Below are 14,234 nucleotides of genomic sequence, written 5' to 3' on the forward strand. Positions count from 1 at the left end.
AAGATGCCCAAAGGAGACATTTAATGGATATGAAACTCTATCATCAATGGCTTTTAATTCTGGATCATCTTAATATTGGCGTATTCCTCATTGATGCCCATCGTCGGATCAGGCAATTTAACACCAGTGCTAAAGTACTGGTGGGTCTGGAGGATCATGAAATCCAGGACGGTGACTGCCAGGAAATTTTTTGCGGCATTCCCTGTTTTTCCATTTGCCCGTTCCATGAAAAAAAAAGTGCTGATGTACGGGACATGGACATTGAACTCCTTGATGAAGACAATGGAAAACACCGCATCACCCGGGTGGGTGCTCCCCTTCTTGACGGAAACGGCAATGTGCAGGGATGTGTGTCCATACTCCAGGATCATGCCCCATATTCAGAGCTGGTGAACCGCATAAATTATGAAGAGCAGAGCCTTAAAATCATTCTGGACAGCCTGAATATGGGCATTTTCACCGTAAACCGTAATGGTTTGATCACTTTTTTTAACCGCACTGCAGAAAAAATATCCGGCTATAATCGCATGAATCTTCTGGGTAAGGAAAGCTGCACCCTGTTTGGCCACCGGGATAAAAAAGGACGGGGTTTGATTCGTCAGGCCATTAAAAAGGGCGTGCCGGTGAGTGGCATTAAAGGTACCTTGTTAAATTCAGAAGATGAAAAAATTCCTGTTGCAGTGGACTATATCCCTCTGATTAACAACCAGAACAAAGTGATTGGCGGATTGACAGCCCTCCAGGATATGACATTGGTACACCAGCTGGATCAGGTTAAACACCATAAGTATGATTTCCATCACATGATCGGCAAGGCCCCTGTCATGGAAAAACTGTTTAACCTTGCCAGGGTGGTGGCAGGAACGGAATCCACCATACTCATTGAAGGCCCCACAGGGACAGGTAAAGACCTCATGGCCAAAATCATCCATTCCCGGAGTCGCAGGGCAGGCAAACCCTTTATAAAGGTCAATTGTGCCGCCATTCCGGAAAACCTTCTGGAATCGGAAATTTTCGGTTATGCCAAAGGGGCCTTTACCGGGGCGGACCGGGACAAACCCGGGCGATTCAGCCAGGCCCACACCGGGACGATTTTTCTGGATGAAATCGGGGATTTGCCCCTTTCTCTCCAGGCCAAATTGCTCAGGGTTCTGGAGGACAGGGAGTTCTATCCTTTGGGCAGCAGAAAAACCCAAAAAGTGGATATTCGTATTATTTCCGCCACCAATCGTCGTCTGGAGCACCTGGTGGCGGAAAAAAAATTCAGGGAAGATCTTTTTTACAGGCTCAATGTGCTGCGGCTGGATTTACCGCCCCTTTCCCGTCGTCAGGGGGATTTACCCCTGCTGATTCGTCATATTCTACGAAAACAATCGGCTGCCATGGAAAAACCGGTGCCCGATATTTGTGAAAGTGCCATGCAGTTTCTTTTGAATTATGGGTATCCCGGCAATGTCCGGGAGCTGGAAAATATTCTGGAGCATTCCCTTATTATCTGCCAGGATGGTATGGTCCGGCCGGAGCATCTGCCGGCCTACCTTGTGGATCACACCCATCCTTTTGTTCCGGTTCAGCAAACAAACTCCCGGAAATCAATACCCCGGGAAAATTTATCAGAACGGGATGCTTTGATAAAAACGCTTAACATCCATAACTGGCATCGGGGGAATGCAGCCCAGGCACTGAAGATTGATCGCACCACTTTGTGGCGAAAAATGAAAAAATTTCAGATTACGCCCCCCATATAATATTGAATCCCCAGAAGCTGTCTGGGCAGGCCCCCCTGCTGTTTCCATAGCTTCCTTTTTGAAAGGCTATCATGGGGTTGTCCAGACCGACAGTTATTCCGGATATGGTTTTCTTGATACCACCGATGGGATCGAATCCATGGTATCATCCCTGGGCCATTCTCCATGGTTGATGACTTCAATTTCCCCTGGTGAAATATTCATAAATGTCAATCCACATTCAAAATCACGGCAAAACAGCTGAATAGTGCCCAAACCGGGTCGCCGGGGTTAAGTCCAAGGGTCTGGGCACCTTTTGTTGAAACCACGGCGCATAATAAGGTTCCGTCTGTGATGCGCACTGTATATTCTGTGTTTATTTTTCCTTTATTAATGTCCTCAATCACACCATTAAACTTATTCTCAGCGCTGCATCTGGGTGCTTCTTTACTGTTGTGCAAGATGATCCAGGGTGCCTTAACTTCTGCGGTGACCAGTCGTCCTTCGTCCAGGGCAAGCTGCTCTAAGCTGTCGTTGGTGATAACTGTGATAAGGCAATAACCGCTGATGGTTGTCAAGGTTACCCGGGTTTGAATATCTCCCCTCTGGAGCGCTTGAATTTTCCCGAAAAATGAATTCCTGGCACTGCTTTTGTGCGATGCCTCTCTTTCAATGAAAATCCGGGTCAGTCGTTGAATCTCCTCCGCAGAAAAGGATACATAGGAACCGGTGAGGTTTGGCGTTGAGTGACCCAGTACTTTCTGGACAGCGGGTAGGGGCATGTTCCGCTGCAACAACTCAATTGCACGGGCTTTTCTTACCATCTCCGGTCCACCAAGGCCCTTGGAAAACCCGCAGGCCTGGGCACGTTCATAGAATTTGCGTCGGACAAAACCTGGGTCCACATCAAACCGATTTTCCAGGGCGCTTTTGAACAAGCGGTCCCCAAGGGCTTCCTGGATTTCCGATGAAAGCAGTGTGGATATTTGAACCTTTCTTGGAAGGTTTCTGGTGTCTGGATTTTCGTTGTTGAAATGCACGGAGTGCTCTTTGAAATCAATGTCCTTAAAAGGGTTAAGGGCCAGGACTTCATTGAGCTTTGCGCCGGTGTAGCGGATCAATAGGAAGATGACCAGAATTCGACGGCGAGCCAATCGTACATCTGCACGTGGAGATTTTTGCGTCCATTGGCGAAAGGATTGTTCCAACTGATTGAGCTGTATGGAATCCAGACATTGCCCATCTTTGGAAATTGAGACAATCCCTCCCTGTTTTATACCCTTTTCCAAAGAAATCTGTTGATTCAGCAAAGGGGCGCCCGGTATCAATTTTGAATTCATTTGTTTTGTCTATCCGCTTCTTTGTATTTGAGAATACTCCATTGGGGAGTCAGTCGGCCTGGGTTATTGTCGAGTGGTTGGAACTTTGGGGCTTGGTCACAACATGGGCCACCCGTCACAGTTGGCGGGCCAATGGGGTCAGACTTGTGTTGTTGGTGTTATTGACCACATCCTGTTCAAACGCTAAAACCAACGATAATGCCAATAGTGCAAGGTTGCCCCCTCTCCATAACAATCCAGAGCTGCCCCCTTGATTCATCGAGAAATTATAGCACATTTGGGCTGGGAATCCATGGGCTAAAATGAAGAAAAATATGCTTGACAGTGAAATACCGAATGGATAGACTGACACGAATATTTACTTAATCGTGTCAATTATTTAATTCATGATTGATGTTGGAGGTGAAAATGGTCTTTCATACTGCAGGCATTGAAGTCGCTCCATGGATTCCTCCCCTGGTGGCCTTTGGGATTTCGTTTTTTACATCCATGGCTGGGGTTTCCGGGGCGTTTCTTTTGCTGCCATTTCAAATGTCATTTCTTGGCTACACCAATCCTTCGGTGAGTGCCACCAATCAGCTGTTTAACATCGTCGCCATTCCAAGTGGTGTGTATCGCTACTGTAAAGAGGGCCGAATGGTATGGCCACTTACCTGGGTGGTTGTGGGCGGGACCCTGCCGGGGGTTTTTATCGGGGCCTTCGTCCGTGTGAATTATCTGCCGGATCCTGCTCTCTTTAAACTGTTCGCCGCCACGGTTCTGTTTTATATCGGGTTTAAAATGGTGCTGGATCTTCTGAAAAGAAAGAAGGACACTTCCAGTAAAATCAGCAGTGAACAGCAGTTTCAAGACATGGTATATCGTCACCGTGATACTGCAGTGCTTTCCGGAGTAATTGCTTCAAGCACTTTAAAGACTGTGAAAGTGACCCTCTTCAACCTCCGGCGAATCGGTTACACCTTCTATGATCAGGCATTTGATGTGCCGTTCTGGGGTATTTTTTCCCTGAGTTTTATCGTTGGTATCGTGGGTGGCATTTACGGCATCGGCGGCGGTGCCATCATCGCCCCGTTTTTTGTGACTTTTTTCGGGCTGCCGGTGTTTACCGTGGCAGGGGCTGCCTTGATGGGGACTTTCATAACTTCCGTGGCGGGTGTCGCTTTTTACCAGATTATTGCCCCTTTTTATCCGGAAATGTCGGTGGCACCCGATTGGCTGTTGGGTATCTTGTTTGGACTTGGTGGAACGGTGGGAATGTACCTTGGAGCCCGTTGTCAGAAATTTGTCCCGGCCCGGGTGATCAAGGGAATGTTGGCTGCCATTCTTGTTTTTACCGCAGCAAAATATGTTGCCGAATTTTTGGGTTATTAAGGCTGGCAGCCGCCTGCCTTGATTGCTTTAGGGGGTCAGCAGTTTTCAATTTACCATTTATTTGCTATATGATGCTCTAAACCAAAATATGGAGCAAATAGCGTGAAAAAATCTACTGTCGAAAAAAATGGAATATCGCCCGAGGTAATAAAGAACGTTGCAAGTATTGTGAAAAAAGTTCCCTGGGCCAAAAGACGTCAGTCAAATTATTGAAATCGACTTATCAAAAAGGGATCTCACTTTGTGCCAAAGAGAAGAGAGAGCTTGAAAAGCGGCTTATTCGTTCTGAAAAATTGCCTTGGTAGGATATCATAATCAAGCCTTTAACGGTAAATTAAATTCTTCTGACTCCCTTATATAAATTTTAAGGAACTCCCTGACCATGGTACACCCCTTAAATCCTCTGACATTTCCCCTCCACGGCACCCGCTTGATAGAGGCCAGTGCCGGTACCGGTAAAACCTATACCATTGCAGCCCTTTATGTCCGTCTGGTGCTGGGGCACGGTGACAAAAATGCCTTTGTCCGTCCCCTGACCCCGCCGGAAATTCTGGTGGTCACCTTTACCAATGCCGCCACCCAGGAGCTCCGGGACCGCATTCGAAGTCGATTGACCCAGGCCGCAGCTTTTTTCAGACACCAGGACCCCGGAGATGATTTTTTGGTCAGCCTGGGTGAAAATTGTGATGAGGATACATGGCCGGGTAATGCCCGGCTGCTGGACCAGGCAGCCCAATGGATGGACGAGGCCGCCATCTTCACCATCCATTCCTGGAGTCAACGCATGTTAAAGCGCTACGCCTTTGGCAGTGGCAGTCTGTTTGATCTGGAACTGGCCCCCGGGGAAGATCAACTCATGGAGCAGGCCGCCTGTGACTATTGGCGTGCCACTTTTTATCCCTTACCCGCCTCCCAGCTTGCCATGGTATTAAATACCCTGGGTGTCACCACCCCCCAGGCATTATTGGCAAAGGTCAGACCCTTTATGGGGGCGCATCACCCTGCTCCCCCCAGGGAACCCCGGGAAATTCTGGAGCAAAGGGAAGCGGTCATTGAAAGAGCCCGGCAATGCTGGGCTTCTGATTTTGAAAAAGCGGCCGATCTGGTGCGCCGGGCAAGAACTCAGAAAGACCTCAACGGCAATAAATACCGGGAAGCCTCCCTTGAAAAATGGCTCAAAGAAATGAAATCCTGGATTGCCGGAAAGTGTGAACTGCCCGGGGAAAAGGCCTTGGTCCAATTGTCCGCTTTCGGCCTTGCGGCAGGCAAAAGCAAAAAAGGGGTGCCCCCGGAACATCCGGCCTTTGATGCTCTGGATGCCCTGAACACGGCCCTGGAAGAGCTGGATCTGGAGCCCACGCTTTATGTCCACGGGGCCGGTCAAATTAAAGCCCGAGTGGATCGGGAAAAAAACCGCCAGGCTCTGGTGGGATTTGATGATCTTCTCACACAGTTGGAACAAGCCATTCACCGCCCGGGAAATGAGCAGCTGCCCCAGATGATCAGACAGCAGTTCCCCGTGGCCCTGGTGGATGAGTTCCAGGATACAGATCCTGTGCAATACAGCACCCTTGGCACCATTTATCTCAATCAGCCGGACACAGGATTTTTTATGATCGGTGATCCCAAACAGGCCATTTACGCCTTTCGCGGGGCCGATATCCACACCTATCTTCTGGCCCGCAAGGATGCCGCAGATCGTCTTTATACCCTGGACACCAATTATCGCTCGGCCGGGGATATGGTGGCAGCGGTGAATTATTTTTTTGATCTGGCCACGGTCCATGAACAAGGGCCGTTTTTATTTTACGATGAAATTCCCTTTACACCGGTGAAGGCCCGGGGAAGGGAGGATCGTTTTTTTGTTGAAGATCAATTTCCCCGGCCCCTGACCCTGTGGAAGGAGGACCAGGAAGAACCCATCACTAAAACCGGAGACAAAGGCTACATCCATCACATGGCAGACGTCTGCGCCGGTGAAATGGTGCGCCTGTTGAACCTGGCAGGTCAATCCCCTGCCCAATGCGGGTTTAAAGACCGGCTGGGCAGCATTATCCCATTGACCCCCGGAGATATGGCCATTTTGGTGAGAAATAAAACAGAGGCCGCTGCCGTGCGCCAGGCCCTGGATCACCGGGGAGTGCGCACCGTGTATTTGTCCGATAAACGATCGGTGTTTGAGTCTCCTGAAGCCCTGGATCTTTTGTATCTTTTACGGGCCTGTGCCTCCCCGGGCAATGCCGGATACATCAAGACAGCCCTGGGAACGGATTTGTTGGATCTTTCCTTTGCTTTTCTGGATAATCTCACCATGGATGAACTGGCCTGGGAGGCAGAAGGGGAGCGGTTTCGGCAGTATCATCTTATCTGGCACCATAACGGGGTGCTCCCCATGGTCCGGGCACTGCTGCGTGATTTTAAAGTGCCGGCCCGGTTATTGGCCACTTCCATGGGGGAGAGGCGTTTGACCAATGTGTTGCATTTGGCGGAATTGATCCAGGCCAAAGCCATGTCCCTGGATGGGGAACATGCTGTGATACGATGGTTCACCCGGCAGCTTGGAACACCGGATACCGTGTCTGATGAGGGCATTCTTCGCCTGGAAAGTGATGAAAATTTGGTAAAGGTGGTGACCATCCATAAATCCAAGGGTCTTGAATATCCTTTGGTGTTTCTGCCCTTTATTTGCAGCCATAGAAAGGTTGCAGCGGGTAAATCTCCGGTGTTCTGGCACGATGAACAGGGCCGTCGCCAAGTGGGGATCAACCCCGGGGACACGGAGCTTGAAAAGGCTGCCCAGGAGGCCCTGGCCGAGGATTTAAGGCTTCTTTATGTGGCCATGACCCGGGCCTGTCATGCCTGTTTTCTGGGTATGGGGGTTGTGGGAAAGATGTTGAAAAAAGGAGAAACCAATGAGTTCCACTGCTCGGGCATTGGCCATGTGATCACCGGGGGAAAAGAACATACCACCCGGGAGATTTTTCAATTGCTGGATAACATGGGGCAAAACTGCGATGACATCTGCGTTACCGTGGCTCCGGAATGTCCGGATATGCTTGAAACACCGGGGGACAGCACGGAGCTTTTTGCCCCGGCCCGGCATTTTTCCCATCCTGGATGGCAACGCTGGTTCATCACAAGCTACAGCGGCATTTCCGACGGGGCCACCATGCCCGATACCCATGTGCCCGGAAAGGCCCCTGACGCTGACATGGCAGACTCTGATTCTCCAGACTCAGCCCGGGCCGATCAGCTCATGGAAGCAGAATTTGAACCCGGCACCGATTCTGCCATCATCACACCTGCCCGTTCCATCCATACCTTTGCCCGGGGGCCTGAACCCGGCACTTTTTTGCATGATCTATTTGAATGGGCGGCAAAACAGGGGTTTGATATTGTTGCCAAAAATCCGGGGATGATCCAGGAACATCTTTCCCTGGTATGTCCCCGCCACGGCTGGGAAGAGTGGGTGGAGCCCCTTGCCAACTGGTTTCATCAATTACTTTTAACCCCTTTGCATCTTACCATGGGGTCAGATCCCTTTATGTCTTTGTCACATCTTGACCGCCATGCCTGTTATGCGGAAATGGAATTCATGTTTTCTGCCACCCATGTGGATACCCGCAGTCTGGATCAGGCGGTGAATGGAACGTTACTGGCAGGGGTGCGACGTCCTTTATTGAAAAGAAACCGGCTCAACGGCATGGTCAAGGGGTTCATGGATCTGGTGTTTGTTTTTCAAGAAAAATATTATGTGATGGATTATAAATCCAATTACCTGGGGGAGGACAACGCCCATTATACCAGGCAAGCCATGGGAGATGCCATGCTGGCCCACCGGTATGATCTGCAATTGGTGCTTTATAATTTGGCTCTTCACCGCCTTTTAAAATCCCGTTTGCCGGATTATGACTATGATATCCATGTGGGCGGGGCTGTATATCTTTTTTTGCGGGGGGTGGACGGCACGGGAAACGGGGTGTATGGAGAACGGCCCCCCCGGGCGCTCGTGGAAAAACTGGATGGGATGTTTACCGGAAAAGTGTCCACATTATAAACGGTCACGAGCTGACCATAAGTTGAGTTAAATAAGATCCACCCATGGCGGTTATTTTGATGATAAAAAAATGGAGTGTGTATGAAATATATCGGTGCCCATGTCAGTGCTGCAGGGGGCGTTGAAAATGCCCCTGTTAATGCCAACAAGATTTTTGCCCAAGGATTTGCCGTATTTACCAAAAATCAGCGGCAATGGAAAGCCAAACCGCTGACGGAAAAAAATATTGCAGCATTCAAGGAGAGGTGCAGTCGGTTTGGATTTGATCCCCAAAAGGTTCTGGCCCATGATTCATATCTCATTAATTTGGGACATCCGGATGAAGACGCATGGGAAAAATCAAAGCATGCGTTTATTGACGAGTTGACCCGTTGCAGGCAACTTGGCATTGGCATGCTGAATTTTCATCCGGGCTCCACCCTGAAAAAAATCAGTGAAGAGCGTTGTGTTGAGAGGATAGCCAATAGCCTGAATCTGGCCCATGAAGCAGTGCCCGGGGTGATCACGGTGGTGGAAAACACAGCCGGTCAGGGGAGCAATATGGGATATACCTTTGAACATATACGGGCCATTATTGATGGGGTAAACGATCCATCACGCATGGGAGTCTGCATTGACACCTGCCATGCCTTTGCTGCCGGTTATGATCTTGCATCCGCCCGGGGCTATGATAAAACATGGTCACACTTTGATGATGTCATCGGCTTTTCTTTTCTTAAAGGCATGCATCTCAATGATTCCAAAAAAGGCCTGGGCTCCAGGGTGGACCGCCATGCAAGTATTGGAAAAGGCGAAATCGGCCTTGATGCCTTTCAACGAATTATGGAAGACACACGGATGGACAATATTCCCATGATCCTTGAAACACCTGACAATGCCATCTGGGCAGAGGAAATTGCCCTTTTAAAGGGCTTTTGTTATTGAATATGTCAGCAGTGGGGGACTCTGCTGTGGGAATTCAGGTGTTGCAATGTCATATTATTACCACGGGCAGATTTTATTTTGATTCGATTTTATGGAACATGGAAGGCTATGGCTTTTGCGAAAAAAGAAAAGGGGAAATGAATTTGACACCGGAACAATTGTTTGAGCTTCTGGATGCCTGGACCCACAGGGGGTGGATGCGCTCCCTGGACAGGGCCTTTGTGCGGTTTTTAAACCAGGAATCACCCCAGAAGTCTGGGGAAGTATTACTGGCAGCTGCCCTGGTGAGTCATCAGTTGGGCCGGGGCCATGTGTGCCTGGATCTTGAAATTGCCCTGGCTGATCCCGATGCCACTTTGTCTTTACCGCCCGAGGGAGAAACCGGGGAAGATTTGCCGGACAAACCCTCCCAGGTGCTCCAGGGGGTGACCCTGAAAGCCTGGGAAACACTTCTAACGGATTCTGTTCTGGTCTCTTTGGATAACACCCGAAAAAGGCCTTTGATATTAAACAACCACCGGCTCTATCTTTATCGATCCTGGCACCACACCTGTTTTGTGGCAGAAACCATAAAGGATCTCATGGCCCGGCGCTTTTCTGTTCCCGGGGATCTAAGCTGGCGACTGGGTTGGGCCTTTTCTTCTTTAAGATCGCCCAAAGAGGCATCAGGAAAGGAAATCCACTGGCAGAGTATTGCCGCCGGTGTGGCTGCCAGAAACGCCTTTACTGTTATTTCCGGGGGGCCCGGCACTGGTAAAACCACCACAGTGGTGCAGATTCTGGCTCTTTTGCAATCCCTGGCCCTGGAAGAAAATTCACCCTTAAAGATCCGTCTGGCAGCGCCCACGGGCAAGGCTGCGGCCCGGCTCACAGAATCCATGGGAAGTGCCCTTGATCAATTATCCGATGATATTAAACCGCATATGCCCCGGGAGGTAACCACCATTCATCGGCTTCTGGGAAGCCGCCCGGACTCCCGGCATTTTTTACACCATGGTCAAAATCGCCTCCACGCAGATCTTCTGGTGGTGGATGAGGCCTCCATGGTGGATCTGGAGATGATGGCGGCCATGCTGGATGCGTTACCCGCCCATGCCCGCTTGATATTGTTGGGAGACAAAGACCAGCTGGCATCGGTGGAGGCCGGGGCCGTGCTGGGGGATCTTTGCCGGGATGCAGATCCCCCCCGGTATGACAAGGCTTTTGTGGACTGGGCCAAAGAGTACACTGGATATTCCCTTAAAAAATTCCGGGGAAAAGCAAATTCCATGCAGGAACACATTGTGGTGCTTCAGAAAAGTCATCGATTTGGGGAGAACAGCGGCATTGGGGCCCTGGCCCGGGCTGTGAATGCCGGGGATGACCGAAAAAGCATAAAACTTTTCCAGGGAGAATTTGCTGACATTCAACGCATGACCCTGGAATCCCTGGATGTCAAGGAGTTTCTGCACCTGGTCCTTGATGGCCTTGATGAATCTGCCACAGGGAAAAATGGAAAGATTGCTCCTTGTGTCAGTTGTGATAAATCATCCAATACCCATGAACCCACACCTCCACAGTTTAATGCTATGAAGGGCAGGGGAGATGATAAAGCCCATGCTGTGGATCAATCAAAGGTACAGCAAAAAAAAGGCGGATATCGGGTGTATTTGGAAGCGGTGGCAGCATCTCCCCTTAAAAAGGGTGGGGTGACGAAAGAATCAGAAATCCTGTGGTTACGCCAGGTACTGGAGCTGTTTGGGCAGTTTCAATTGCTGGCAGTGGTGAGAAAAGGGCCCTTTGGGGTGGAGGGATTGAACCGGTCCGTGGCCCGGGTTCTGGCTGCCAGGGGATTGATTCCCGCCACTGACGGCTGGTATCCCGGTCGTCCGGTGATGGTCACCCGCAATGATTATTCCCTTGGATTAATGAATGGCGATGTGGGTATTTATCTGCCGGTGTGGGATTTTGTCGCGGAAAAAGAGATATACCGGGTGGTGTTTCCCATGGTGGACGGTACACTTAAAAAGGTGCTGCCTTCCCGCCTGGATACCGTTGAAACGGTGTATGTGATGACCGTGCATAAATCCCAGGGATCAGAATTTGATCACACGGTACTGGTGCTTCCTGACACAAAAAGCCCTGTGTTGACAAGGGAATTGCTTTACACCGGTATCACCCGGGCCCGGGCCCGGTTTACCTTGGTGGAACCCCGGGGAAGTTCCTTTGGGTGGGCTGTTAAACGCAAAACCCGCCGGGCTTCGGGTTTGGGCGATCTGTTGGCACGGGAATCCCAAAAATAAAAGTGACCGCTGATTATCATTTTTGAAAATGGCATGTTATTTGCTTTTGAAAAGGGTGGTGTTTGTAAAAACAGCAACATAAATTCAGGAGAAAAGTAATATGAAAAAAATCAAAAAAATACTGGTTTGCATTGATCTGTCCGATTATTCTCTAACCACCCTGCAAAGTGCCATTACCATTGCAGAAAACAGCGGTGCTGAAATCCACATTATCAATGTCATTAACCAACGGGATATCTCTGTTGCCACCATGGTCCCCCCCTACTATTCAGGGAGTATTGATGTGGATGGATATATAAAGAAAACCACAGAAGACCGAAAAGCAGGCGTAACCCAACTCATTGACAATCATTTCTCTGATTTCAAATCTGCCGTAACCATTCATATTAAAACCGGTACTCCCTTTGAAGAAATTATTCAAACAGCCGTTTCACAGGATGTGGATTTCATAGTCATGGGCAATAAAGGGCGTAGCAATCTTTCAAAAACGCTGTTTGGTTCCCAGGCGGAAAAAGTGTTCAGGCATTCTCCTGTTCCTGTTTTCAGTGTCAGAAGCGGCCAGCATAAAAGACAGGTGGACTGATCAGGTGAGTGTAAAGAGATCCAAAAGGTCATCAGCATGCGAAGTGTGTTTGTTGCAATTTGGGGTTGGAAAGCGAACGCAGCGAGTCTTCCAACAAAGGATTACAGGTGTGTTATTTTCCAATGTGTAAAAAAAAATGACAGGCCTGCACCGATAAGAACCCTTAGCTCATTTAATCGGATGTCAGTTGTTTGAATTTTTGCCAGAGATTGTTTTAAAAAATATGTTATGTGAGTGCATAATGGGCCACACCTTGTCACCGGTGGTCCATTATGCAGAAAGTTTTTTCTTATTTTTCATCTATGCAGAAAGTTTTTTCTTATTTTTCATCTTTCATTTTAATGTACCAGTCTTCATTACCATATCAGGCAGAAGATCTGCCATTTGGCCCATGTTATGATCAAGCCCCAAATGCCAAAGGAGTCATCATGGAAAAAAACGATAAGCGTTACAAGGCCTGTCTCAATATCCTGAAAGAAGAACTGGTACCGGCCATGGGCTGCACAGAACCCATTGCCATTGCCTGTGCAGCAGCAAAGGCCAGAGAAACTCTTGGCACCATGCCTCAACGGGTGGTGGTGGAAGTGTCTGACAATATCATAAAAAATGTTAAAAGCGTTGTGGTTCCCAATACCGGAAATCTCAGGGGCATAGCAGCCTCAGCCGTTGCCGGGATTTCCACTTAATCTGTGCACGGTGCCGGTCAGCACCGTGATTATTTTTAGTAGTTTGGAATATCAAATTTAAATCAATTCATGGAGCATTGAGGTAAAAAAACAACTTGACCGGTATCAGCCTCTTTGCCGTGTCCATCAACTTGAAGGTAAAAGACGAACGATCAAGCGCTCATGCTCTGGGCCCGGGACCTGTAGTCAACAATGTCTTCAATGCTCAATACAGGAAAATCATGGGCATCGGCAAAGTCAATAATCTGTGGCAGCCTTGCCATGGTACCGTCGGGGTTGGTCAGCTCACAAAGGACGCCTGCAGGACATAGTCCTGCAAGGCGCATGAGGTCCACGGTTCCTTCGGTGTGCCCCCTTCGGTCAAACACGCCGTTGGCCGCAGCCCTAAGGGGAAATACATGACCCGGGCTGTGAATATCAGTAGGGGTGGCATCTGAGGCTGCCGCACACCGAATGGTGGTGGCACGATCTGCCGCAGATACCCCTGTTGTTACACCGCTGGCCGCTTCGATGGATATGGTGAATGCGGTTTGATAAACAGAGGTGTTGGAGTTTACCATCTGGGGTAAGCCCAGCTGTTCCACCTTTTCCGGGGTCAGGCAAAGACAGACAATACCGCTGCACTCCCGGATAAGAATAGCCATCTGGGACTCTGTGATGGCTTCGGCAGGAAAAATCAGGTCCCCTTCATTTTCCCGATCTTCATCATCCACCAGCAGAACGCCTTTACCGTTGTTAAGAGCCTCAAGGGCTCGGTTCACCCTTTCAACCGGATTGCCAAATTTTGTAATAGATACTTCATTCATGAGAAACTCCCTTTTCTTTGATGAGTCAGTTTCGGCAGATTCTGCCTGAAAACCGGACATCAAAGACTATTATAAGAAAAAAACATAATATCAGGGAAAGATGGTGGGAAATGGAACATCAATGACAATATCAAAGATACCTTATTGCAGCCGCAAAACGCCGCAACACCTCTGCGGTTTCATACAGAACTTTACAGCAGCTTTTTATTCTCTCCCATCCGGACTTTAACCGTCGGCTCTGGAATTTCACCAGATCTGCTGACCCTGCGTTAACCGCAGGCGCTCGCGGGCTTATTTGATTTCATCAAAATAACCGCCGGTGGGGAATTTCACCCCGCCCTGAGAATTCAAAGGCACTATAGCTCAATAAAAAATCATGTCAATGAAAAATGGGAAATGGTGCCGAAAATTCATAACAATGTTAGCCCGTAGCAGAGATACAAATAATAATCGAGATA

The 14,234-nt window shown here is 49.1% G+C and carries 9 protein-coding genes and 1 riboswitch; of the genes, 7 read left to right on the forward strand and 2 right to left on the reverse strand.

What is annotated here, in order from left to right; translation table 11 throughout:
* Window positions 1-23: 23 nt before the first annotated feature.
* Complete coding sequence (locus B9A32_RS06050; RefSeq protein WP_170923723.1) at window positions 24-1,748, forward strand: sigma 54-interacting transcriptional regulator; 1,725 nt, start codon at window positions 24-26, stop codon at window positions 1,746-1,748.
* 209 nt (window positions 1,749-1,957) lie between these two features.
* On the opposite strand, the gene B9A32_RS06055 is transcribed toward B9A32_RS06050, so the two are convergent.
* Window positions 1,958-3,067, reverse strand: a complete 1,110-nt coding sequence (locus B9A32_RS06055) for a TOBE domain-containing protein (RefSeq protein WP_084067504.1) — start codon at window positions 3,065-3,067, stop codon at window positions 1,958-1,960.
* Window positions 3,068-3,475: 408 nt separating this feature from the next.
* On the opposite strand from B9A32_RS06055, the gene B9A32_RS06060 reads away from it, so the two are divergent.
* The 6 genes from B9A32_RS06060 (at window position 3,476) to B9A32_RS06090 (ending at window position 12,970) form a co-directional block, all read left to right on the forward strand.
* A complete protein-coding gene (locus B9A32_RS06060; RefSeq protein ID WP_084067505.1) occupies window positions 3,476-4,438 on the forward strand; it encodes a sulfite exporter TauE/SafE family protein in 963 nt (320 codons plus the stop codon).
* A 382-nt stretch (window positions 4,439-4,820) separates the two neighbouring features.
* A complete protein-coding gene (recB, locus tag B9A32_RS06065; protein WP_084067506.1) occupies window positions 4,821-8,495 on the forward strand; it encodes an exodeoxyribonuclease V subunit beta in 3,675 nt (1,224 codons plus the stop codon).
* 81 nt (window positions 8,496-8,576) lie between these two features.
* On the forward strand, window positions 8,577-9,419 hold the full coding sequence (gene nfo / locus B9A32_RS06070; protein WP_084067507.1) for a deoxyribonuclease IV: 843 nt from the start codon (window positions 8,577-8,579) through the stop codon (window positions 9,417-9,419).
* Window positions 9,420-9,421: 2 nt separating this feature from the next.
* Window positions 9,422-11,701 carry an exodeoxyribonuclease V subunit alpha gene (gene recD / locus B9A32_RS06075; protein WP_232367073.1) on the forward strand — a complete coding sequence of 760 codons (2,280 nt, stop codon included), beginning with the start codon at window positions 9,422-9,424 and terminating at the stop codon, window positions 11,699-11,701.
* 100 nt (window positions 11,702-11,801) lie between these two features.
* Window positions 11,802-12,284, forward strand: a complete 483-nt coding sequence (locus B9A32_RS06080) for a universal stress protein (protein ID WP_084067508.1) — start codon at window positions 11,802-11,804, stop codon at window positions 12,282-12,284.
* 428 nt (window positions 12,285-12,712) lie between these two features.
* Window positions 12,713-12,970, forward strand: a complete 258-nt coding sequence (locus B9A32_RS06090) for a hypothetical protein (protein WP_212637818.1) — start codon at window positions 12,713-12,715, stop codon at window positions 12,968-12,970.
* 152 nt (window positions 12,971-13,122) lie between these two features.
* On the opposite strand, the gene ribB is transcribed toward B9A32_RS06090, so the two are convergent.
* Complete coding sequence (gene ribB, locus B9A32_RS06095) at window positions 13,123-13,776, reverse strand: 3,4-dihydroxy-2-butanone-4-phosphate synthase (RefSeq protein ID WP_084067510.1); 654 nt, start codon at window positions 13,774-13,776, stop codon at window positions 13,123-13,125.
* Window positions 13,777-13,978: 202 nt separating this feature from the next.
* Window positions 13,979-14,127: riboswitch (FMN riboswitch) on the reverse strand.
* Window positions 14,128-14,234 lie beyond the last annotated feature (107 nt).

It is taken from the genome of Desulfocicer vacuolatum DSM 3385 (genome assembly GCF_900176365.1).
Classification (GTDB): Bacteria; Desulfobacterota; Desulfobacteria; order Desulfobacterales; family Desulfobacteraceae; genus Desulfocicer; species Desulfocicer vacuolatum.